Annotated in this window: 20 protein-coding genes; 17 read left to right on the forward strand and 3 right to left on the reverse strand. The window is 39.9% G+C overall.

Annotation, left to right across the window (positions count from 1 at the left end):
• Window positions 1-81 precede the first annotated feature (81 nt).
• The 9 genes from AAC073_RS03455 (at window position 82) to aroF (ending at window position 10513) form a co-directional block, all read left to right on the forward strand.
• The gene (locus tag AAC073_RS03455) at window positions 82-2019 is read left to right on the forward strand and encodes a nucleoside-diphosphate sugar epimerase/dehydratase (protein WP_339922441.1); all 1938 of its coding nucleotides are present in this window, start codon (window positions 82-84) and stop codon (window positions 2017-2019) included.
• Window positions 2020-3032: 1013 nt separating this feature from the next.
• Window positions 3033-4442: an anthranilate synthase component I family protein gene (locus tag AAC073_RS03460; RefSeq protein ID WP_339922442.1), complete on the forward strand. Its 1410-nt coding sequence runs from the start codon at window positions 3033-3035 to the stop codon at window positions 4440-4442.
• A 24-nt stretch (window positions 4443-4466) separates the two neighbouring features.
• Window positions 4467-5051, forward strand: coding sequence for an aminodeoxychorismate/anthranilate synthase component II (locus AAC073_RS03465; protein ID WP_339922443.1), 585 nt, complete (start codon window positions 4467-4469; stop codon window positions 5049-5051).
• Window positions 5048-6058, forward strand: coding sequence for an anthranilate phosphoribosyltransferase (gene trpD / locus AAC073_RS03470; protein WP_339922444.1), 1011 nt, complete (start codon window positions 5048-5050; stop codon window positions 6056-6058). Before AAC073_RS03465 ends, trpD begins: the two co-directional genes overlap by 4 nt.
• A gap of 2 nt (window positions 6059-6060) precedes the next feature.
• Window positions 6061-6882 carry an indole-3-glycerol phosphate synthase TrpC gene (gene trpC / locus AAC073_RS03475; RefSeq protein ID WP_339922445.1) on the forward strand — a complete coding sequence of 274 codons (822 nt, stop codon included), beginning with the start codon at window positions 6061-6063 and terminating at the stop codon, window positions 6880-6882.
• Window positions 6879-7553: a phosphoribosylanthranilate isomerase gene (locus tag AAC073_RS03480; RefSeq protein ID WP_339922446.1), complete on the forward strand. Its 675-nt coding sequence runs from the start codon at window positions 6879-6881 to the stop codon at window positions 7551-7553. Before trpC ends, AAC073_RS03480 begins: the two co-directional genes overlap by 4 nt.
• A complete protein-coding gene (gene trpB, locus AAC073_RS03485; RefSeq protein ID WP_339922447.1) occupies window positions 7540-8718 on the forward strand; it encodes a tryptophan synthase subunit beta in 1179 nt (392 codons plus the stop codon). Before AAC073_RS03480 ends, trpB begins: the two co-directional genes overlap by 14 nt.
• 5 nt (window positions 8719-8723) lie before the next feature.
• A complete protein-coding gene (gene trpA / locus AAC073_RS03490) occupies window positions 8724-9497 on the forward strand; it encodes a tryptophan synthase subunit alpha (RefSeq protein WP_339922448.1) in 774 nt (257 codons plus the stop codon).
• Window positions 9494-10513 (forward strand): 3-deoxy-7-phosphoheptulonate synthase, encoded by a 1020-nt coding sequence (gene aroF / locus AAC073_RS03495; RefSeq protein ID WP_339922449.1) that lies wholly within the window; start codon window positions 9494-9496, stop codon window positions 10511-10513. Before trpA ends, aroF begins: the two co-directional genes overlap by 4 nt.
• A gap of 477 nt (window positions 10514-10990) precedes the next feature.
• Here aroF and AAC073_RS03500 read toward each other — a convergent pair whose 3' ends face one another.
• Window positions 10991-11443, reverse strand: a complete 453-nt coding sequence (locus tag AAC073_RS03500; protein ID WP_339922450.1) for a hypothetical protein — start codon at window positions 11441-11443, stop codon at window positions 10991-10993.
• 51 nt (window positions 11444-11494) lie between these two features.
• Window positions 11495-12061 (reverse strand): Crp/Fnr family transcriptional regulator, encoded by a 567-nt coding sequence (locus AAC073_RS03505; protein WP_339922451.1) that lies wholly within the window; start codon window positions 12059-12061, stop codon window positions 11495-11497.
• Between the two features lie 231 nt (window positions 12062-12292).
• On the opposite strand from AAC073_RS03505, the gene AAC073_RS03510 reads away from it, so the two are divergent.
• From AAC073_RS03510 to AAC073_RS03535, 6 genes are all read left to right on the forward strand, one after another.
• Entirely contained in the window at window positions 12293-13096 is an 804-nt protein-coding gene (locus tag AAC073_RS03510; RefSeq protein WP_339922453.1) for a phenylalanine-4-hydroxylase, read from the forward strand.
• A 70-nt stretch (window positions 13097-13166) separates the two neighbouring features.
• Entirely contained in the window at window positions 13167-14759 is a 1593-nt protein-coding gene (locus tag AAC073_RS03515; RefSeq protein WP_339922454.1) for a sialate O-acetylesterase, read from the forward strand.
• 96 nt (window positions 14760-14855) lie between these two features.
• The gene (locus AAC073_RS03520; protein ID WP_339922455.1) at window positions 14856-15353 is read left to right on the forward strand and encodes a DNA topoisomerase IV; all 498 of its coding nucleotides are present in this window, start codon (window positions 14856-14858) and stop codon (window positions 15351-15353) included.
• A 19-nt stretch (window positions 15354-15372) separates the two neighbouring features.
• Entirely contained in the window at window positions 15373-17277 is a 1905-nt protein-coding gene (locus tag AAC073_RS03525; protein WP_339922456.1) for a DNA topoisomerase IV subunit B, read from the forward strand.
• 310 nt (window positions 17278-17587) lie between these two features.
• Complete coding sequence (locus tag AAC073_RS03530) at window positions 17588-20182, forward strand: DNA gyrase/topoisomerase IV subunit A (RefSeq protein ID WP_339922457.1); 2595 nt, start codon at window positions 17588-17590, stop codon at window positions 20180-20182.
• Window positions 20183-20194: 12 nt separating this feature from the next.
• Window positions 20195-20881, forward strand: a complete 687-nt coding sequence (locus AAC073_RS03535) for an RNA methyltransferase (RefSeq protein WP_339922458.1) — start codon at window positions 20195-20197, stop codon at window positions 20879-20881.
• Between the two features lie 43 nt (window positions 20882-20924).
• Here the strand turns inward: AAC073_RS03535 and AAC073_RS03540 are convergent, their stop codons facing one another.
• Window positions 20925-21341, reverse strand: a complete 417-nt coding sequence (locus tag AAC073_RS03540; RefSeq protein ID WP_339922459.1) for a DUF6157 family protein — start codon at window positions 21339-21341, stop codon at window positions 20925-20927.
• Window positions 21342-21927: 586 nt separating this feature from the next.
• On the opposite strand from AAC073_RS03540, the gene thrS reads away from it, so the two are divergent.
• Window positions 21928-23883: a threonine--tRNA ligase gene (thrS, locus tag AAC073_RS03545; RefSeq protein ID WP_339922460.1), complete on the forward strand. Its 1956-nt coding sequence runs from the start codon at window positions 21928-21930 to the stop codon at window positions 23881-23883.
• Between the two features lie 85 nt (window positions 23884-23968).
• Window positions 23969-24520 (forward strand): translation initiation factor IF-3, encoded by a 552-nt coding sequence (infC, locus tag AAC073_RS03550; protein WP_020893023.1) that lies wholly within the window; start codon window positions 23969-23971, stop codon window positions 24518-24520.
• Window positions 24521-24524 lie beyond the last annotated feature (4 nt).

Genomic DNA, 24524 nt, shown 5'->3' on the forward strand with positions numbered 1-24524 from the left:
TTAAAGCAATCTTTGACGCAATCGATTTTCAAGAATAATTAGTAAGGACCGTTAAATCGGGTCATTTTAACCAACCTTTTTATGATCAATTTCAGCAAAAAAATCAACATTCTTCCCAGATGGATTATAGCTTTCCTGGATGGTTTTATCATGTTCCAATGTGTTGTTTTGGCATTTTGGCTAAGAGCAAATTTTGACTGGTTAGCCTTGGCTGATTATCCGGTAGGGAGAGCTGCTGCTGCCTATTTGCTAATAGGTTCTTTGGTTATGTTTTTCACTAAAAGTTATGTAGGAATTGTTAGACATACCTCTTTAAGTGACGGATTATTACTAATGCGTACCACAGTTGCTACTGGTGTTATCGCTTTTTTATGTGATATGGGCTACAGCGTTTTTTTAGTCCCAGGTAAACACTTCCTTCCTTTGTCGGTGCTTGTAATTGCTTCAGTGCTTACCTTGTCCCTATTGATGGTTTATCGTCTTTTTGTCAAAGAAGTTTTCCGATTCATTAAAAACAATGGTGAGCCAAATCTTCCAGAAAAAGATGTTTTAATCTTTGGTGCTGGAGAAGCTGGGATCCTTATTCACAATGCCATTTTAAAGAACAGCCATTATAAATTCAATGTGCATGGTTTTCTGGATGATGATGCTTCAAAAAGAAAGAAGAAAATTGAAGGCATGAGGGTTCATGGAGGACTGGAAATGTTGGATACCCTGGTGAGAGAAAAAGGGGTTAAAGAATTGATAATTTCTGTATTGGAACTTTCTCCTGCTAGAAAAAGAGAAATAATTGACAGGTGCATTACCCTTAATATAAATGCCCTTACCATCACACCGGTAAATGAATGGGTAGATGGTGGTGCTAAACAAGGAAGTATCAGAGAAGTAAATATTGAAGATTTACTTAGCCGTGATGCGATCATGTTGAAAAATAAAAATGTAACAAGTTACCTAAGTGGTAAGACCATATTGGTAACAGGAGCGGCAGGATCTATAGGCAGCGAGATTTGTAAGCAGGTGGCTCGTGCCAATCCTGGCTTTTTGATTATGCTGGATAAAGCAGAGTCTCCTTTACACGATCAGGAGATTCGCTTAGAAAGTGAGTTTGGAGATTTGGCCATGCAAACGGTTTTGGCTGACGTCACCGATGAAGATACGCTTGATCATTTGATGAAAACTTACCGCCCGGAAGTAATATTCCATGCAGCAGCTTACAAACATGTGCCAATGATGGAAAGGTATCCTGCACAGGCAGTAAGGTGTAATGTTCTCGGTACCAAAACTGTTGCAGATTTGGCCGTGAAATATGGTGTAGATAAATTTGTTTTGGTAAGTACCGATAAAGCTGTGAACCCTACTAATGTGATGGGGGCCAGCAAGCGGATTGCTGAAATGTACATTCAGAGCCTTGATAAAAAACTTAGGGAATCCAACCAAGGAGGAACTCGTTTTATAACGACCCGCTTTGGAAATGTTTTGGGTTCCAATGGATCTGTAATACCTTTATTTAAAGAACAAATTAAAAAAGGAGGGCCACTTACTGTCACCGATGCGGCAGTTACCCGTTACTTTATGACCATTCCTGAAGCCTGCGACCTTGTTTTGGAAGCGGGAGTAATGGGCAATGGTGGGGAGATTTTTGTCTTCGATATGGGCGAACCGGTAAAAATTATAGACCTGGCAAGAAAAATGATCCACCTTAGTGGTAAAAAGCCCGACGTGGACATTATGATTCGCATTACAGGCTTAAGACCTGGTGAGAAATTATACGAGGAGGTTTTAAACGACCAAGAAAAAACTATAGAAACCCATCATGCGAAAATTCAAATTGCGCAGGTAAGGCCGGGAGTTTATAAGGATGTCAACCTAGAAGTAGCTTTATTGTTGGACATGGAAGGCAATGAAGGAGAAATGACACTGGTAGGACAAATGAAGAAACTAGTACCAGAATTCTTAAGTCACAAATCACGATTTGAAGCTATTGATCAAAAAGCGATTGCACAAGAGATAAAGCCTTGAACAGAGAATCTTCATTAGTAGAGACAACTCCATCTACTTTAGTTGAAACTCCCCTTTCTTTGAAGGGGGAGTTTCGTAAGTTTGGATTAACGGGTTCGGTATAACCAATTAGATTTCTCAGCCCGATGAAATAATTCCCAATCAGCATAATATACCCATTTCAGCAAATCCCCCTTTGTCCTCCTTTGAAGAAAAGGGGGATTTTGTACTTTCAGGAATGATAGTGTCTTTACAAACTTTACATTAAGTCAGCCCGTTTCAAAGCAACCAATTCAGCCATAAATTCCCATTTCCGCAAATCCCCCTTGACAAGGGGGAGGGGGATTTCAACGGGATTGTAAACCTATACTAGTATTTAAATAATAAAATGTAAAGCTTATATTTTAAAATGTTTATTAAAAAATCCCCCTTGGTCCCCCTTTAAAAGAAAGGGGGATTTTGTGCTATTAGGGTTATTGATTTCATAACTGTTTTACATTTTCTCAGGCTGTCTTAATGCCACAAGATGAGTGCTAAGGTTATTCTAGTTACTGGATACTGAGCGGATTCGATGGGGTAGGTATTCCGGACACGGGACCCTTTGGCTTCGGCTCCGCTCAGCCACCGTGCTTCGACTCCGCTCAGCCGCCGGGGATCGACTCCGCTCAGCCACTGTGCTTCGGCTCAACTCCTGGGAATCGACTTCGCTCAGCCACTGGCCTTGCAATTTTTTGGTTTAAAAACTACATTGCTCTTATAGTTTGATAAAAAATTCTCCTTATTCTCTTCCTAAATAAGGAGTCTAGAGGAATTTCTCCGAGCCAATTGAAAAATATATTAAAATACCTTTTTAAAGTGAACACCCTTTTCTATATTTGGTGATCGTTATGAAAAAACAAAATCAAAATTGGTGGTGGCTTACTTACTTCTTCTAAAGGGGAAACAGCTAACTATTGCCAAATTTTGATCAATCAGATATACTTAGGCTTGCTGGACTCCCGGCAAGCCTTTTTTTTATTTTAAATACCCAAAAAATGAATAAAATAAGAATCAAAACCCGGTATAAAAAACTATTGGCAGACACCATCACTCCAGTGAGTGTCTATCTTCAGATTCGTGACAGGTACAACAATACAATATTGTTGGAAAGTTCTGATTATCACGGGAATGAAAACAGTTATTCTTATATCTGCTGTGAACCCATGGCTACTTTTTCATTAATCAATGATGAAGTTCACCAGTCTTTTCCAGGGCAGCCTACTTCTGTAAAGAAGTTTGACAAGCAGGACAATATAATGGATGAGATAAGGGAGTTTGGCAATACTTTTCAGGAAGAAAAGCTTGATTTCAAGTTTATCACCAATGGCTTATTTGGGTACATCCAATACGATGGGGTCAGTTATTTTGAAGACATTACCATCAATAATCCGCAACCTTCGCCCACTCCCTTGATTCACTATGCGGTCTATAAAAACATGATCGTAGTGGATCACTTTAAAAATGAGCTGTATATTTTTGAACATTATCTGGAAGGAGAAGAGGAAGAGACTTCAGGGATTCCAAAAATTGAAGTGATCCTTAACAATAAAAACATACCGAGCTATTCATTTAGTCTGGATGGAGAGGAAAGTTCCAATTATACAGATGGGGAATTTCTTGATATCTTAGCAAAAGGAAGGGAACATTGTTTCAGAGGGGATGTTTTTCAAATTGTTTTGTCCCGTTCTTTTTCTACTGGATTCAAAGGGGATGAATTCAATGTGTACCGGGCATTGCGCTCCATAAATCCTTCTCCTTATTTGTTTTATTTCGATTATGGTTCCTATAAAATATTTGGAAGCAGTCCCGAAGCCCAGATAGTGGTTAAGGGAAGAAAAGCCACCATTTATCCTATTGCTGGAACCTTTAAGCGAACTGGTAATGACAAGTCAGATGCTGAATTGGCGGTGAAACTATTTGATGACCCTAAAGAGAATTCCGAACATGTTATGCTTGTGGACCTGGCAAGGAATGACCTAAGCAGGTCTTCAGAAAAGGTCAATGTGGAAGTTTTTAAGGAGATTCAATACTATTCCCATGTCATTCACCTGGTTTCAAAAGTTACGGGAGAGTTGCCTAAGGGAGCAAATCCTTTACAACTTGTTGCCGATACCTTTCCAGCAGGAACCTTATCTGGAGCACCTAAATACAGGGCAATGGAACTTATAGATGGATTGGAGAATAGCGCCAGAAAATTTTATGGGGGAGCCATAGGGTTTCTAGGGTTCAATGGAGATTTTAATCATGCCATTCTGATTCGGTCGTTTGTATCAGAAAACAACCAACTGCGGTTTCAAGCAGGAGCTGGTGTAGTAGCGAAGTCCTCGATAGAAAGTGAGCTTCAGGAAGTAAGCAATAAACTTGAGGCCTTGCGGGTAGCACTAAAATCCGCAGAGACAATTTAAATTTTACTAGAAAAGGATTTACAGATGAAAATACTGGTACTAGACAATTACGATTCTTTCACCTATAATTTGGTGTACATTATCCGTGAGTTGGGATATGGAGGATCGATGGATATCATTAGAAACGATAAAATAAGCCTCGATGAGGTGGATGCTTACGATAAAATCTTGCTTTCACCTGGCCCGGGGCTTCCTTCTGAAGCGGGGATAATGCCGGAATTGATCAAGAGATATGCCTCTAGTAAAGACATACTTGGCATATGCCTCGGCAATCAAGCCATAGGAGAAGCTTTCGGTGGGGAACTTATCAACCTAACTGAAGTGGTGCACGGGGTAGCGAGTAAGATTAAAATTAAACCTGATCCATTGTTTGCAGGACTTCCTGAGTATTTTACTGTAGGAAGGTACCACAGTTGGGTAATTGATGCCACGATGCTTCCAGACGAACTTGAGGTGATCTCCAAAACTCCAGATGGGCAAATTATGGCCATTAAGCACAAGGAGTTTGCAGTAAGAGGCTTACAATTTCACCCGGAAAGCATCCTTACAGAACATGGCGTACAAATAATTAAAAACTGGATTGAAGGCATAAAAACAACAAATCAATGAAAGAAATACTTAACCACCTGATAGAACATAAAACCCTAAGTAAAGAACAGGCTAAGGGAGTGCTAAAAGAAATGACATCTGGTGAAGTAAATACCAGCCAAATGGCAGCTTTCTTGACCATTTTTATGATGCGTACGGTCAGGGTTGAAGAGTTGATGGGTTTTAGAGAAGCCATGTTGGAAAGATGCATTGCTGTAGATATTCCTGAATATGATGCCATTGATTTGTGCGGTACGGGTGGGGATGGAAAGGATACTTTCAATGTATCCACACTTGCCTCATTTATAGTTGCCGGAGCAGGTCAGCCCGTTGCCAAGCATGGTAATGTGGGTGTTTCATCTGTCTGTGGCTCCTCCAACTTGTTACAATATTTTGGTTATGAATTTACCAGTGACATAGATAAACTTAAAAGTAGCCTGGACAGGGCAGGAATTTGCTTCCTTCACGCCCCACTGTTTCATCCAGCGATGAAGCACATAGGGCCCGTTAGAAAGGAATTGGGCGTGAAAACATTCTTCAATATGCTTGGGCCTATGGTGAACCCAAGTTTCCCCAAAAAACAATTGGTAGGTGTATTTAGCCTTGAACTTGCCAGATTGTACGGATATTTGTACCAGAACAATGATGTCAGGTTTAGTATTTTACATTCTTTAGATGGGTATGACGAAGTTTCGCTTACCGGAGATTTAAAATGGATATCCAACGATGGCGAAAAAGTAGTCAACCCCGAAGAATTAGGCTTTAGCACCATTTTGCCTGAAGCTATTAAGGGTGGAAGTTCAATCAAGGATTCTGCAGCTATTTTCATGGACATTTTAGAGGGCAAAGGAAGCCCTGAACAAGAAGCGGTAGTAATTGCAAACGCAACCATTGCTTTAACTACTTCCAAACCAACATGGAGCCTTGAAAAAGCAAGGGAAACAGCCCGTGAAACACTTAAAAATGGTACAGCGCTTAAAGTTTTCAAAGAATTGATAAGCCCTAAAACTTCCTTAAACATCAGTTGAATATGAATATACTTGAAAAAATAATTTCCCGAAAAAAAGAGGAGATAGCTGAGCGAAAAGCATTATATCCACAGAAATTACTGGAAAAGAGCTTGTTTTTTGAGGGTAAGGTGGTTTCGATGAAGAAATACGTTACTGATCCTGAAAAGACGGGCATAATTACTGAATTTAAGCGGAAATCCCCCTCAAAAGGATTGATAAATGGCACAGCATCTGTCGAGCAAACGACCATAGGATACATGCAGGCAGGTGCTTCAGCATTGTCCATACTGACTGACAAGGACTTCTTTGGAGGCAGTGAAGCAGATCTTGGTCTGGCTAGAAAATTCAATTTTTGCCCCATTTTACGCAAAGATTTCATCGTAGATGAGTACCAGATAATCGAGTCAAGGTCCATAGGAGCAGACTGTATCTTATTAATCGCTGCAGCCTTGTCCCCAAAGCGATTGGTCGAGTTGGCAGCTTTTGCCAAAAGCCTGGGCTTGGAAGTGTTGCTAGAAGTACATGACGGCGAAGAACTGACTCAAAGCCTTAACGAGCATGTGGACCTAGTGGGCGTAAATAACCGCAATCTCAAAACATTTGAGGTGGATATCCAAACCTCTTTGGATTTGGTAAAGGCAATACCGGATACCTTCACTAAAATATCAGAAAGTGGTCTCTCTGACCCTGCCAAATTGGTTCAATTGAAGCAAGCAGGGTTTGATGGCTTTTTGATAGGGGAAAACTTTATGAAAACCATTCGCCCACATCAAGCGGCCTATAATTTTATGCAGCAATACCGGAAATTACTGGCAGCCTCCAAAGAGCAAGTATCCCTATGATCATCAAAGTTTGTGGAATGGCCGACCCTGAAAATATTTCAGGATTGAAAGGTATAGAACAAGTAGATTGGATGGGTATGATCTTTTACCCCCCTTCAGGACGATATGTACCCAAATTCGGACAGGAAGCGGCTTTTTATAAACAATTAAGCCTCCCAAAAGTTGGTGTATTTGTCAATGAAAATACAGCAGAGATCATCAGGAAGGTAAACGATTACGGGTTATCCTTGGTGCAACTTCATGGGGATGAGCTTCCTGAACAACTGCAAGCCATCAGAGAAAAATCCAATGTTAAACTTATCAAAGTTTTCAGGGTGGGGGCAGATTGGAATTGGAAGTCATTGGAACCTTATGTAGCCCTGGTTGATTATTTCCTTTTTGATACGGATGGCCCTTCCTATGGAGGTACCGGTCACCAATTCAATTGGGAACTTTTGAAAGCCTATCCTTATCAAATCCCTTTCTTATTGAGTGGAGGAATTTCAGCACAGGATACGGAAACCTTATTGAATTGTTATCAGGAATTTCCTGCCATGGCAGGGATAGATATTAACTCAAAATTTGAAATTTCTCAAGGTTTTAAAGACCTGGAGAAGGTAAAAACATTCGCAGCAGCAATAAGAAAAGAAGCCGCGTCAAAGACAAAACTGAAAAGCAATGATAAAAATTGATGAAAATGGATTTTACGGAGATTTTGGGGGAGCCTATATCCCCGAAATGCTGTATCCCAATATAGAAGAGCTTAAAGAGAACTACGAGCAAATAATGGCTTCTGAGTCATTTAAAAAAGAGTTTGATGGCTTATTGAAAGATTATGTAGGTAGACCAACACCTCTATTTCATGCCCAAAGGTTGTCTGAAAAGTATGGCGCTAAAATCTACCTGAAAAGAGAGGACCTCTGTCATACAGGCGCTCATAAAATCAACAATACCATCGGTCAGATTATTTTGGCTAAGAAGCTCAACAAAAAGCGAATTATAGCTGAGACTGGAGCAGGTCAGCATGGGGTGGCTACTGCCACTGTGTGCGCTTTGATGGGTATGGAATGTACCGTTTATATGGGGGCAGTGGATATGGAGCGTCAAAAACCGAATGTGGAACGCATGCGGATTTTAGGAGCGACCGTGGTGCCTGCAAACTCCGGAAGTAGAACACTCAAAGATGCGACCAACGAAGCCATGCGGCAGTGGATAAACAATCCAGTGGATACGCACTATATCATTGGATCTGTAGTTGGTCCTCATCCTTACCCAGAAATGGTCGCCAGATTTCAGTCAGTGATTTCTGCGGAGATCAAATCACAATTATTAGAGAAGGATGGTCGGGACAGCCCTGATATTGTGATCGCTTGTGTGGGAGGTGGGAGCAATGCTGCTGGCGCATTTTACCATTACTATAATAATGAAAAGGTTCGCCTCGTAGCTGTGGAAGCAGCTGGGCACGGGGTCTATTCAGGCAAATCCGCAGCCACTACTCAGCTTGGAAAACCTGGGATTCTCCACGGAAGTAAGACCTTACTAATGCAAACAGAAGATGGTCAGGTGGTAGAGCCGCATAGTATTTCAGCAGGGTTGGATTACCCTGGAATTGGACCTGTTCATGCCCATTTATTTGCCTCGGGCAGGGGCGAGTTTTTGGCCGTAGAGGATGAAGATGCCATGAAATCTGGTATAGAGTTAAGTCGATTGGAAGGCATTATACCTGCCATTGAGTCGGCACATGCACTTTCAGCATTGAACCAGTTAAAATACAAAGCATCTGACATCATTGTAATCAATCTGTCAGGTAGAGGAGACAAGGATTTGGAAACATATATTAAATGGGGTAATTACTGATGGCTATGAATCGAATTGAAGAATTATTTAAAGATAAGGAAGGAAATATTCTTTCCATATATTTTACTGCTGGTTTTCCTAGTCTTAACGATACCATGGGTATAATGCAAGCCATCGAAGAAGCAGGAGCCGATATTATAGAAATTGGAATTCCTTACTCTGATCCTGTAGCAGATGGCCCTACGATTCAGGAAAGCAATACCGTTGCTTTAAACAATGGAATGACACTAAAAATCTTGTTTAGCCAATTGGCCGAATTGAGAGGCAAATTAAAAATACCAGTAATTTTAATGGGTTACCTAAATCCTATCGTCCAGTACGGTATGGAGGAATTTTGCAAGAAATGCCAAGAGGTAGGTGTAGATGGATTAATTGTACCTGATCTTCCAATGAAACAATACCTAGATTCCTATAAAGGATTGTTTGAAACCTACAACCTAAGAAATACCTTTCTGATATCTCCTCAGACCTCACCTGAAAGGATACGTGAGATTGACAGAGAGACAGATGGTTTTATTTACATGGTTTCTTCTGCAAGTATAACTGGTGCTAAAAAAGACGTAACACCTGATCAAATTGCTTATTTTGAAAGAGTAGGGGATATGGGACTCAAAAATCCTAGACTTATAGGATTCGGTATTTCTGACAAGGCTTCTTTTGCTACTGCAGCCAGGCATGCACATGGCGCTATTATTGGCAGTGCTTTCATCAATGTTTTGCGCGAAGCAAAAGAGCTAAAGAAAGAAATTAACACATTTATAAAAGGCATAAAAGCATGATCATACAGCTCAACTCTGACATAAGTACACAACAAAGAGAAAATTTGATCCAAAAGATCAATGGCATCGGCTATAAAGTAACCGAGGTTAAAACCCAAGCGGGAAACTACCTAATTGGGATTGGGAAAGGTGCTTATGATATTCGAAAAATTGGAGCCATGGATGGTATTTTGGATATCCATGTTGTTTCTGATGAGTACAAGCTGGTCTCTAAAAAGTGGAAAGCAAAACCTACGACAGTTGACCTTGGTGATGGTATAGCCATCAAAGAGGGTGACATGGCCATAATTTCCGGCCCATGTTCCATAGAATCAGAAGAGCAGATAGTACGTGTGATCGCACACCTTAAGGAAAATAAGGTGACGATGATGCGGGGTGGCGTATTTAAACCCAGGAGTAGTCCTTATGCATTTAGGGGCTTAGGGATGGAAGGCCTAAAACTTTGGCACCAACATGCCAAAGCGGCAGGGATAAAAATAGTAACAGAAGTCATGCAGGTTTCCCAAATTGAAGAAATGCACGATTACGTGGATATTTTTCAAGTGGGCGCCAGAAACACTCAGAACTTTAACTTGCTGGATGAATTAGGCAAAATTGATAAAGCGATTTTGCTCAAAAGAGGGATTTCAGGTACGATTGAGGAATTACTTCAATCTGCGGAATATGTTTTCTCTGGAGGCAATGAAAAGCTTATCCTATGTGAAAGAGGAATCCGTACTTATGAGCGGGCAAGTAGAAATACTTTGGACTTAAATGCCGTTCCTATTCTCAAGTCAAAATCACATTTGCCAGTGGTAGTAGACCCTTCACACGGCATTGGTATCAGAGACTTTGTGCCGCAGATGGCTTTGGCCGGAGTGATGGCAGGAGCAGATGGGATTATCTATGAATCGCATGAGCACCCTGACAAGGCATACTCTGATGGTCAGCAAACCTTAAACTTTACCCAAAGCAGTGAATTGATAGGTTATATTAGGAAGATTTTTGATGTGAGAAAGACTTTTGATTTACATTAAGCGGACTGAGGAAATTTAAAATCAGTAGCGACACTCGTGAATCTTAAAAACTCAAAATCCCCCTTCCAAAAGGGGGACAAAGGGGGATTTCTGATGAGAATATTCTTAAATATCAGCTAGCATCATATTCTCGTATAAATCCCCCTTGCCCCCTTGTAAAGGGGGATTTGCTGAAGTGGAGAAGGAAAGCTTAATTTGGTATCATTGTAATTGGCCGAGGAAATTAAAAATCAGGTTCGAATTCATTATTTTTGAAAACTCAAAATCCCCTGTCAAGGGGGATTTGCTGAAGTGGAGAAGGAAAGCTTAATTTGGTATCATTGTAACAGGCCGAGGAAATTAAAAATCAGGTTCGAATTCATCATTCTTGAAAACTCAAAATCCCCCTTTCAAAAGGGGGAAAAAGGGGGATTTCTGGACGGGTTATTCCTAAATATCAGCTTGAGATAGCATTATCCCATGTCATCGCATTCTGGGCTAAATTCTGATCGATGAAAAATAAACCCAGCCTATGAATAGGATTTGCAAGGGAATTCGAAACCACAAATACCCTATGCCATTTCCTTCAAAGTTGGCACTTTGATAATCGATTTGTTCCATGGAAGCCTTTATATTTGCTGGTATAAGCATTATGAAAAAAAGAATCAGTAGCCAGGCGGTTACCACTTGAAATGAGGGAACCTGTAGGCCAATAGCACCTAAAATTTCGATAAATCCTGTAAGGTAAACAAGCTCTTTTTTAAAGGGGATAAAATCAGGAACCATCATTGCCATTCCATCAGTAAACATAAAATGACCCAATGCAGTGAAAAGTAACATGGCTGATAGGCCTATTCTTGCAGCGCAGGTAATATTATAAACACCATATACAAGCCTCAAATAGGTTATTGCGAATACCGTAACAGTAATTAGGAGAAGGAATGGTTTCATCTTTTTTTTCCAAAGTTGGGCAAAGTTCCGCCTTCAGGCAATGAACCCAGGTTAAGAAATTCGCTTTCTGATTCTGCTAAGTGCCTGAGGGGTGATGCCTATATAAGAAGCGATGTATTTGAGTGGGATTTCCAAGAATAGCTTCGGCCGTTTTTTAAAAAGAGAACTGTACCGCTTTTCAGCTGTTTGATTCAAAAAGGAAAGTTCTCTTTCGGATTTTAACAAGAATTGACTCTCAGCAGCAAGTCTACCTATGGTGTTGCCAATACCAGTATTTGCATAAATGTACTGTAGGTCCTGATAGGAAATCCTCCAAAGCGTAGTTTTGATTAAGGTTTCCATCTGGTAATTACATGGTTTCTGGTTTAAAAATGAATCGTAGGCACTGACAAATTGACCTTCAAAACAAAACCCAAAAGTCAAATCGTTTTCTTCTTTTGGGAAATAAAGTCGGACGGAACCTTTTTCAATAAAGGATAAAAAGTTCTCTGTTTCTCCCACCTTTAAGAGGTAGGACTTTTTAGGGTGTTCACTTTTAACTAGTTTGGAAGAAAACGCCAGCCAATCGCTATCATTAATGCCAACAAGCTGTTCAAAGTAATCCCTAATTTGATCCATTCGTTAAGTTTAATTCTGCTTTGTACTATAAATAAACAATGGTGAAATGAGATTGGTCCAAAGGACCCAATCAATGGGGTGGGTAATATTTTACCAACAGTGAAAGTTAAGGCATCCAAGGATTCAGTTTCATAATTTAGGTTAAAATCATTTCATTTTTATAATCCTCGGATCAATTTTTCCGTTTAACAATTAAGTAAAGTATTTTAAACAACTATTGAATCAGAACCCATGGCAAATCTATTTGAACAATTGAAAAGGAAAAATATTTTTTCCACAGGGATTTTTTCAGACCCAAGTTTGGCATTATTGCAACAGGATTTCAAGACTTATACACCGGAAGATTATAAAGTTTGGGAAATTCTTTTTGAGAAGCAAGAAAAAAATTTACCAGGTGCCGCAGCCAAAGAAGTAATTTCTGGCATGGAGGCGATTGGCTTTACTTCAAAATCCATAGCTGACTTAAAGGATGCTTCTTACCGGTTAAAGGTTTCCACTGGCTGGTCTATACAAGTAGTGCCAGGGCTGTTGAGTGATGCCTCGTTCTATAATCTACTACAAAATAAGCGATTCCCCGTCACCTCTTGGCTTAGAAAGCTTGATGAGTTGGATTACCAGCTAGAGCCGGATTTGTTTCATGATGCATTTGCTCATTTACCATTGTTAATGAATCCCACCTTTACTCGTTTTTTGGAAGATTTAGCAACATTAGCGCTGCGGTTTATTGATAACCCATTGGCCATTGAATTAATTTCAAGAATATACTGGTATACGGTTGAGTTTGGTTTGTTAAGAGAAAATAACGGGATCAAAGTTTATGGTGCAAGTATACTTAGCTCCTCCGGTGAGTTGAACTATTGTCTTTCAGAAACATCGCTACACCATGACTTCGAGGTAGAAGCCGTTTTAAACACCCCTTATTGGAAAAATAAATTTCAAGACAGGTATTTTATCATCAATGATTTTGAAGAGCTGTGCAAGGCCATCCCTTTGATTGAAGAGCAACTGGAAGAACTTTTGCAAAAAGCAGGGTAAAAACGGGCAATTGTAAGGGAATTTTTATAATCTTAGCACATCAATTCTTATTTAATATTTGATCGCTGCTATGTCTGCTCTTTTAAAGAAACTTGTATTTTTAGTATTTCTATTGCCATTTGCTTTATTTCTTCAAGCACAGGAAATCAAAAATTTAGATATTTACCTGGCCATTGGGCAGTCTAACATGGCAGGGAGGGCGGAAATCCTTCATGACTTGACGGCACCTATTGAAGATGTCTACCTTTTCACGGGGCAGGAGTGGGTGCCAGCTACCAATCCACTAAACTTGTATTCAAGCGTTAGGAAAGTGGTAAGTATGCAGCGTCTAGGGCCAGCGTATGGTTTTGCAAGAAAAATGCAAAGGGATATTCCAGATAGAAAGATAGGGCTTGTAGTCAATGCAAAAGGTGGTAGTGTGATTGCAGAATGGATGCCAGGCACCTTGTTTTTCAATGAGATTATCTCTCGAGCAAGGATTGCAGCGGAAAGTGGTGAGATAAAAGGAATTATCTGGCATCAGGGTGAAGGAGATGTGAAGGAGGCAGACCAATACCTGGGAAAAATAGCTCATTTAATTACGGCTTTACGTGACAGTTTAAATTTACCAGACTTGCCTTTTGTAGTTGGACAATTGTCTGAAGATAAAGCAATCAGGAAGCCTCTCAATGCCTTCCTGACAGAGCTCCCAAAGCAGACGCCTAATACTGGAGTAGCTTTGGCTTATGGGACGACTACCTTTGACAGTACCCATTTTGACAGCCCAAGTCAGCTTTTAATTGGAGAAAGATACGCTACCGAAATGATAAACCTATTGAAAACACAAACTCAGACGGATGACTTTTCTTTCGGTATATTAACTGATATTCAATATGCGGATGTGGAAACTGTAGGAAAGCGAAACTATCGAGGCACCTTAGAAACACTAAAACGCACAATACCCTTCCTTAATGCCTATGATTTAGAATTTTCTTTTCATCTAGGGGATTTGATTGATAGAGATTTTGAAAGCTTTAATGCACCCTTATCGATTTTGGAAAGCAGTAAAGCACCATTTCATTATATCTGGGGTAACCACGACTTTTCTGTTCTGGACAGCCTTAAACAAAAGGTTGGAGGAAAAATCGCCAATGAAAAAGGTTACTATTCCATAGAGAAAGGGAACATGGTATTTATGGTGGTCAACGGGATGGACATTAGTGTAGGCGCACATCCTGAAGGCACGAAGAACCATGTACAAGCCTTAGAGATGATGACTGCAATGGAAACCGAAGGCGCCAATAATGTGAAGCCCTGGAATGGAGCCGTTGGAGAAGAACAGTTGGCTTGGATGGAATCTGTGGTTCAAAAGGCAGAAAAAGAAGGGAAGCATGTAATTGCATTGTGCCATTACCCACTTTTACCAGAAAACGGATTGCATTTACTCAATCACAAGGAAGTAATGAACCGTATTGGAAAATCGCCAGCCATGGTGGCGTGGTTTTCGGGACATCACCATGCCGGAAACTATTTTAAGGATTCCAACGGCATGCACCATCTAACATTTCTGGGCATGGTGGAAGCCGAATCTCCTGCCCTTGGCGCAATTGTTACCGTAAAAAAAGATTATTTAATTATTCAGGGAATAGGGAAAGAGGAAGATCGGATCCTGAATTTCAGGTAAATACCGAATTCAAAAATTTTCTTTTCTCAAAGGCTGGTAGACTTTCCGTTTTTGGTACTGGATTAATTTTTATATTTGCTGGCTAAATAAAAAATCATGTACACCCGCTTTGCTAAATTCTTTTACTTCCTGTCGATAGGAATGTTTTTATTCGTTTTCTTGTATGCCTATGCCTCAATGCCTGATTTTGCCACCTATGAGCAAAACAGCAAAGGCCTGCCTGTGAAACAATTAGGGAAGGAAAGCTTTTTCTATGTCACAGTAATTATATTTTTCGTATACAATGTCCTATTGATTATTCCGGGAAAAATGATAGAAATGAAGGGTAATACCTCCCTGCATAGAATTTTCCCAGTAGGGGATATTTACAGAGACCGTATTCTTGCCTGGATTTATTCCTTCATAGGAATACTTAATTTATCTACATGCATTATGGTTTTTTATATTCACAGCCTTACCAACCAGAATGAGATTAGGAGTGCTGAATACAATGTATTCTTTTACATTGTGCCCATATTGTTAGTGATTTGGGTGATGGCATTGCTCTTTTTGTTGGTAGGAAAAATGAAACAGGTAAAAACAGGTACAGTTTAAAGCAGAAAAGACATAAGATATGGCAGAGAACGTACAATACACCGAAGACAGTATAAAATCCCTGGATTGGAAGGAACACATCCGCCTAAGGCCGGGTATGTACATTGGTAAGCTGGGAGATGGTAGTGCTCAGGATGATGGTATTTATGTTTTGGTAAAGGAAATCCTTGACAATAGCATTGATGAACACATGATGGGGAATGGTAGAACCATTGAAGTGAAAATCAGTGAGCACAAAGTGGAAATTAGGGATTATGGGCGCGGAATTCCCTTAGGGAAAGTGATAGATTGTGTTTCTAAGATTAATACTGGAGGAAAATACGATTCAGGTGCTTTCCAAAAATCTGTAGGGCTAAATGGTGTGGGTACCAAAGCCGTTAATGCGTTGTCAGAATATTTTTTGGTTCAATCTTATAGAGAAGGTCAGACTAAGGCAGCTCAATTCGACAAAGGAGAATTGATTGAAGACCATCCTATAAGCAAAACATCGGAGCGAAATGGTACCAAAATTATTTTCTCTCCTGATTCCTCCGTTTTCAAAAACTACCACTTTATTCCAGAATACCTGGAAAATCAAATTTGGAATTATGCCTTTCTGAATAGTGGGCTTACTATAAATTTTAATGGTGTCAAGTACTATTCCCAAAATGGATTACTTGATTTATTGGACCGGAAGGTGGATGAGGACAGTAGGAGATACCCTACCATTCACCTCAAGGGCAATGACATAGAAATGGCCCTTACGCATACCAATCAATATGGAGAGGAATATTACTCTTTCGTAAACGGTCAATTTACTACCCAGGGTGGAACGCACCTTGCGGCATTTAGGGAGTCTATCGTTAAGTCGGTTAGAGAATTCTTCAAAAAGGATTTTGATGCGGCAGATATACGGCAAGGAGTAGTAGCAGCCATCGCTGTAAGGGTCATGGAGCCGGTCTTTGAATCGCAAACCAAAACCAAGCTGGGCTCCCAAAGTGTGGGGCCTGATGGGCCTACTTTGCGTACTTTTGTTAATGATTTTGTTAAGGTAGAGCTTGACAATTACCTGCACAAACATCCAGATACTGCCAATGCCATACTCAAGAGGATTCTTCAGTCCGAAAGAGAAAGAAAAGAAATTTCTGGCATTAAAAAGCTGGCCAATGAAAGGGCCAAAAAAGCCAATTTACACAATAAAAAATTGCGCGATTGTCGGGTGCATTATGACGACAACAAGGCGAAAGAAGAACTGAAAAATGAAACCATGCTGTTCATAACGGAAGGGGATTCAGCATCCGGTTCTATTACTAAATCCCGAAATGTCCAAACCCAGGCGGTGTTTTCATTGAGAGGTAAGCCCCTGAATTGTTTCGGAATGACTAAAAAGGTGGTTTACGAAAACGAGGAATTCAACCTGCTCCAGCATGCACTGAATATAGAGGACGGAATTGAAGGCTTACGCTTTAGGAAAATTGTCATCGCTACTGATGCTGATGTGGATGGAATGCACATTAGGCTTTTGATAATGACCTATTTTCTGCAGTTTTTTCCTGACTTGGTTAAGAATGGGCACCTTTTTATCCTGGATACGCCACTATTTAGGGTGCGAAACAAAAAGGAAACCATTTACTGCTATACGGATGAAGAACGGCAACGCGCCATTCATAAATTAGGAAAAACTTCGGAAATCACTCGATTTAAAGGACTTGGTGAAATCTCGCCAAATGAATTTGGTGGATTTATAGGGGAAGATATTCGGCTGGAGCCAATTATCCTTAACAAAGAAACTAAGATAGCGGACCTATTGGGCTTTTACATGGGTAAAAATACGCCTACCAGGCAGGAATTTATCATAAGCCGATTGAAGGTAGAGAAAGACCTGGACCTTGGCGCTACAGTGCAGGACAATGAAGCATCAGAGGATGAAAAAGAGGTAGCTTAAACCTAAGTTAAAAGGGTAGGTGGTTTACTGGGAATTTAATGCTTAACTAATTTACCGGAAGAGGAATGACAGATAGGGACATTGTAGTTTTGCATTTTAACCCAAGTGATGAAAAAGATTTCCTGACCTCTTTTACCCCTTCTGTTCTTTACTTTAGGGAAATGATGCGTTGAGCTAATAGCTAGGCTTTTGTCTACCGGATTTAAGCTTGACAATAAATAATATCAACTTAGTATTTCCGATTTGGAAATAAGATTTAAGTGTGACCGGATTTTTATCTGACTACTTAAATAAAAATAGAAGTCAATACATGAGTGAAGAAAAAGGTTTACCAATAGATGGAAATGAGGGGCTGTACAATGCTGTTCCTGTTTCTGGAATGTACCAGGATTGGTTTTTGGATTATGCCTCCTATGTTATCTTGGAGCGTGCGGTACCTGCGATAGAGGATGGGTTCAAACCTGTTCAGCGTAGAATCATGCACGCTATGAAAGAAATGGATGATGGTCGTTTCAATAAAGTAGCCAACATCATTGGGCAATCCATGCAGTACCATCCCCACGGAGATGCTTCTATTGGAGATGCAATCGTGAACCTGGGTCAAAAAGAATTGCTGATAGAAACCCAAGGTAACTGGGGCGATGTCAGAACTGGTGATGGAGCTGCTGCTGCCAGGTACATAGAGGCTCGTTTGTCCAAATTTGCCCTTGAGGTAGTCTTTAATCCGCAAACTACAGAATGGCAACTATCATACGATGGTAGAAAGAAAGAACCCGTAACCCTCCCGGTTAAATTCCCATTGTTATTGGCTCAAGGGGTGGAAGGTATCGCTGTGGGATTAAGCACAAAAATTTTACCCCACAATTTTTGTGAGCTAATTGAAGGCTCTATTCAAATCCTTAAAGGGAAAAAAACCAATATATTGCCTGATTTTCATACAGGTGGTTATGCAGACTTTTCTGAGTACAATGAAGGATTACGTGGCGGAAAAATAAAGGTCAGAGCCAAGATAGAGGAAGACGATAACAGAACATTGTTGATCAAGGAGATTCCATTTGGAACCACTACCAATTCCCTGATAGACTCTATCATCAAAGCCAATGATAAAGGAAAAATAAAAATCAAAAAGGTTGTAGACAATACTGCCAAAGAGGTGGAGGTCATGATACAGCTTGCTCCTGGTCAGTCGCCTAATATGACCATAGATGCGCTTTATGCTTTTACGGATTGTGAAGTCAGCATTTCACCCAATGCCTGTGTAATCATTGATGACAAACCAGTCTTTCTAAAAGTCAATCAAATTTTAGAAACCAATACCTTTCAGACCAAAGATCTGTTGAACAAGGAATTGGAGATCCGGAAAAATGAATTACTGGAGAAATTGCTTTTTTCCTCTCTGGAAAAAATATTTATAGAAAATAGAATTTATCGGGACATAGAGGAGTGTGAAACTTGGGAGGCAGTGATTGACACCATAGACCAAGGTTTGGAACCCTTCAAACCGCAGTTTTACAGAGAAATCACAAAGGACGATATAATTCGCTTGACGGAGATTAAGATCAAACGTATTTCAAAGTTTGATACATTTAAAGCAGATGAGTTGATGCGTAAGCTCAACGAAGAATTGGAGGAAGTCAACCATCATTTGGAAAACCTGACAGATTATGCCATTCAGTATTATAAAAACCTACTGGCCAAATACGGAAAAGGTCGAGAAAGGAAAACTGAAGCCAGGACTTTTGATACGATTGCTGCCAATGTAGTAGCAGCAGCCAATGCCAAATTGTATGTGAATAGGGTAGATGGATTTGTAGGGCATGGCTTGAAAAAAGATGAGTTTGTTTGTGATTGTTCAGATTTGGACGATATCATAATATTCAGACGGGATGGCGTCTGTGTGGTGACCAAAATTCAAGACAAAGGCTTCGTAGGAAAAGACATTATCCATGTGGCCGTCTTCAGGAAAGGTGATGAAAGAATGGTCTATAACCTGATTTATTTGGATGGTGTTTCAGGCAGAACAATGATCAAACGATTCCAGGTGCTGAGTGTCACCAGAGACAGGGAATATGTGCTCACCAAAGGCACAAAGGGCTCCAAAGTGCTTTATTTCACAGCCAATGCTAACGGAGAAGCAGAGATCATCACAGTCTTTTTGACCGCAGGTGCCAAGGCAAGAGTTAAGGTCTTCGATTTTGATTTCAAAGATTTGGAAATCAAAGGCAGAGGGGCCAATGGAAACATTCTTACCAAATATCCTGTCAGAAAAATTCAGCTTAAGATGGAAGGAGTCTCCACTTTAGGGGGATTGAATATTTATTTTGACCCTTCAGTGGGAAGATTAAATACTGATGATAGAGGGGATCTGGTTGGTAATTTTCTGGGGGAAGACAAAGTACTGGTTTTTTACAAAGACGGAAGTTATGAATTGACAAGTTTTGAACTGACCAATAGGTTTGATGCAGAAAATCTTCTCCTCATAGAAAAATACGATCCAGAAAGTGTGGTATCCTCCATTTATTATGATGGAGTTCATAAGATGTATTATGTCAAAAGATTTGTGATCGAAACTTCTACATTGAATAAAAAATTCAATTTCATCACTGACCACAAGCAATCCAAATTGACTGTAGTATCTACAGAAAAACAGCCTCAGGTAAAAGTCAAGCTTAAGCTGGACGATGGAGTTGAAGAAAAAGTTTATGACATGGATATGCTAATCGACGTCAAAGGATGGAAATCCGTAGGGAATCGATTAAGCAACCATAAGGTGACTGGTATAGAATTGGTGGCGTCTGTAAAACAAGAAAAGAAAGCGCAAGCGCCTAAACAGGAAAAGGATGCTGAGGGATCGAAAGATGCTTCTGAAGAAGACGATGACAAGGAACAATTAGGTCTGTTTTAACCCTGACCCTTTATGGTGAGACTGGACGAAGATGAACTGGCTTTTTTAAATTATCTTTCTGATTATGTGACACCACATAAAAAAGAACTGATAGACAAGGTATTAGGAAAAAGAACCCGTTACATCACCCTGGTGTTGGAAAATATTTATAAGCCTCACAATGCTTCAGCCGTTCTCAGGACGGCTGACTGCTTTGGTATTCAGGATGTTCACCTCATTGATGGTAATGACAGTTATGCAGTCAATCCTTATGTGACGAGGGGGGCTGCTCAGTGGGTAGATTTGCACAAATACGACAATGGGTCCGGTAATGCTACTGCAGAGTGTTATCGGCAGCTAAGGCAAAAGGGCTATAAAATATTTGCTACTAGCCCTAAAGAAGGTAGTTTACCACTAATAGAGTTGTCCACTGATCAGCCGATAGCACTGGTTTTTGGAAACGAGCATGAAGGCGTTAGCAATGAGGCCATAAGCGCAGCAGATGGCCTGGTTCACATTCCTATGAAAGGTTTCACAGAAAGTTTTAATATCTCTGTAAGTGCCGCCATTTGCCTGTATGCCCTTCAGGAAAAAATAGATAGCAGTTCAATCGGAAATTATTTCCTCACTGAGGAAGAAAAAACCGAGCTGAAATACCAATGGTATCAGGGCATAGTCAAGCATTCCGCAGCCCATAAGCGTGAATTCTTTAAAAAATAATTAATTAATGTCGCCCTCAAATTGCTTGAGTAGCGCTAAAACTTTACTTCCGTTTAGACCGCATTGCTTTAACTTTTTCGATGGAATCATCTGCTATGAATTTGGCGTATTCTTCAGTTTCTATGCCAAAAAGGGCGATTTTTCCTTCTTCATTGCTATGAATACCAAAACCATAACGTTTGGTTAAAGGGGAAGCCCGAAAACAAGGCTGGCCTTTGGAGAAAAATTCCACACAGGCTTCTTGGTATTCGGCTTGAATCAAGTCGTTTTTATTGGCATAAACTTGAAACAACACCTCGTCAGAAGTGTATTTATAGGGCGCTTCATTCAATAGGGCAAATTGCCTATAGGCAACAGTTATTTTATTCCCTTTCATCGGAGGCGTTTCGGCCTTATCCACCGGACAGTCATCGGCCACTTCTATAAATGTGTTTTGGTAATTCGTCGTATGTATTTTCATTTAGGAGTTGGTTGTATGCGTATGCCTAATGGTTAAATAGTCTACCACTAAAATAAATATTTTTTTCTATTATTTGTGTGAGATGATTTAATTCTAAACGCTATTGAGAAAGAAGTGTCATTTGTTCGCAAGAGGTATCTCCTTCCTTGGCACAGGAAGTAAATAAATAACGAAAGGCAAGCACAATAAACAGCTTAAATTTCCAAATTAACTTTTTTATAAAAAACACCAACCGAATTGAGTTTGGCTTATATTTTGAGTGATGTCTTATGATATTAGGTGAGCTTTTTAATGAGGATTCTTATTAGATGAGTATCGGTTTTACTTTTGCTTAAGTTCTATGCAGAAGATTAGGTAGGGCTAGCCTTTTATTTACCCTATCGAATTTGCATATTTGCAGTCCATAAATCAAGAAAATCCCTTACTTTTGGTGGGCTAAGCTAAAATTGCAAGGTTTTAAACGATTTTAGTGAAGCTGACTTGCCAATAGGTGGTTAGAAAATAGCCATATAAACCTTGGTTTTGGCGAAAAGTGAGTTGAAAGCACCTGTTTGTAAAGGTGATTTATTATAAATAAAATGAATGCATGTCAAGTATTGGTAATGAGATTAAAGTAACGTTTCCTGATAAATCTATTAGGGAATTTGATAAAGGAGTAACTAGTATAGAGATTGCCATGAGCATCAGTGATGGCTTGGCAAGGAATGTGTTGGCCGCTAAGATTGATGGTGAGATATGGGATGCTACGAGACCTATCCATCAAGATGTCAGTATTGAATTGCTCACCTGGAATGATGATGGAGGAAAATCAACTTTTTGGCATTCTTCTGCACACTTATTGGCAGAAGCCCTTGAGGCGCTTTATCCTGGCGTAAAACTAGGAATTGGTCCTCCTATAGAAAATGGATTTTATTACGATGTTGATTTTGGAGACAAAACTTTGGAGGGCGCTGAGCTTGAAAAGATAGAAGCCAAAATGATAGAGTTGGCCCGTCAAAAAAATGAGTATGTCAGAAAGGACATTTCAAAGAAAGATGCAGTAGCTTATTTTGAAGAAAAAGGGGACGAGTACAAATTAGACCTCTTAGAAAGACTTGAAGAAGGCACCATTACCTTTTATGAGCAAGGTGGATTTACGGATTTGTGTAGGGGACCTCATATACCCCATACTGGGTTTGTAAAAGCGGTGAAATTGCTTAACATAGCTGGGGCGTATTGGAAAGGGGACGAAAAGAATAAAATGCTGACCCGTATATATGGCATCACTTTCCCCAAGGCAAAAGAGCTAAAGGAATATCTTTTTTTACTTGAAGAAGCTAAAAAGAGAGACCATAGAAAACTGGGTAGGGAACTAGAGTTGTTTACCTTTTCAGAGAAAGTTGGTATGGGCTTGCCATTGTGGCTTCCTAAGGGCACCCTTTTAAGGGAAAGACTAGTTGCTTTCCTTAAGAAAGAACAGGATCACTCAGGCTATCAGCAGGTAATTACCCCTCATATAGGGCACAAGGCTTTGTATGAGACTTCAGGTCACTATGAGAAATATGGCAAGGATTCCTTTCAGCCAATAACCACCCCACATGAAGGGGAGGAGTTTTTATTGAAGCCAATGAACTGCCCTCACCACTGTGAGATATATAAACACAAGCCACGGTCTTATAAAGATCTTCCTGTAAGGTATGCTGAGTTTGGTACTGTTTATAGATATGAGCAAAGTGGTGAACTTCATGGTTTAACCAGGGTTCGTGGCTTTACCCAGGATGATGCGCACATATTTTGTAGGCAAGATCAGGTTAAAGAAGAATTTATTAAAGTTATTGACTTGGTATTGTATGTTTTCAAAGCCCTGGGTTTTGATAATTATACCGCACAGATATCCCTCAGAGATCCAGACAATATGGATAAATACATAGGTGAGGAATCGGTGTGGAACATGGCAGAACAAGCGATTATTGAGGCCGCAGAGGAGAAAGGTCTCGATACCGTGACAGAAAAAGGAGAAGCTGCATTTTATGGCCCAAAGCTGGATTTCATGGTCAAGGATGCGCTTGGTAGAAGTTGGCAGTTGGGAACCATTCAGGTAGATTATCAGTTACCGGAACGATTTGAGTTGGAATATACAGGCTCAGACAATCAAAAACACAGGCCTGTGATGATTCATAGGGCACCATTTGGTTCGTTGGAGCGATTTGTTGCCGTTTTGATAGAGCATTGTGCAGGCAATTTCCCGCTTTGGTTGGCGCCAGAGCAATTGATCATATTGCCAATATCCGAAAAGTATGCCGATTATGCAGTCAAAGTGAAAGCGCTGTTGGATGATAATGGAATTACTGGGGACATTGACAATAGGGATGAGAAAATTGGCAGGAAGATTAGAGATGCAGAAGTGAAAAAGATTCCATTTATGGTGATCGTAGGGGAGAAAGAACGAGAAGAAAATAAATTATCCCTTCGAAAACATGGTGAAGGAGATATTGGAACTTTCGAATTGAGCGCATTTGTAGACTTCTTTCAAGGAATTATAAAGGATTCATTGAATAAATAACAAGAATATAATTTGTTGATTTTTAATATTTAAAAAATTATTAGATATTTGCAAATTGAAACTTTAAAAAACAACCATAACTATTTTGAGAGGAAAAAGAACGTATACTCCGAGACAAGAGGAACCATATAAAGTAAATTCAAAAATTAGGGCCAGAGAGGTCAGGGTTGTAGGAGATTTTGTAGAGGGAGGTAACGCGGTAATGGCTACTGATAAAGCAGTAACTTTAGCCGAAGAAAATGGGCTTGATCTCGTTGAAATTTCTCCTTCCGCTTCACCACCAGTTTGTAAGGTGATCGACTATGCTAAGTTCAAATACGAACAAAAGAAAAAGCAAAAAGAGATCAAATCCAATGCAGCTAAAACTGTAGTGAAAGAAATTAGATTTGGTCCCAATACAGATGATCATGATTTTGATTTTAAATTGAAGCATGCCATCAACTTTCTTAAAGATGGTGCAAAAGTTAAGGCTTATGTCCATTTCGTTGGTCGTACCATTGTTTTTAAAGAAAGAGGGGAGATGCTCTTATTAAAATTTGCTCAAGCACTTGAAGATTACGGTCAAGTGGAGCAACTACCTAAGATGGAGGGGAAAAGAATGAACATATTTGTTTCTCCAAAAGCAGGCAAAAAATAATTCA

The sequence above is a fragment of the uncultured Cyclobacterium sp. genome, from assembly GCF_963977555.1.
Taxonomy (GTDB): Bacteria; Bacteroidota; Bacteroidia; order Cytophagales; family Cyclobacteriaceae; genus Cyclobacterium.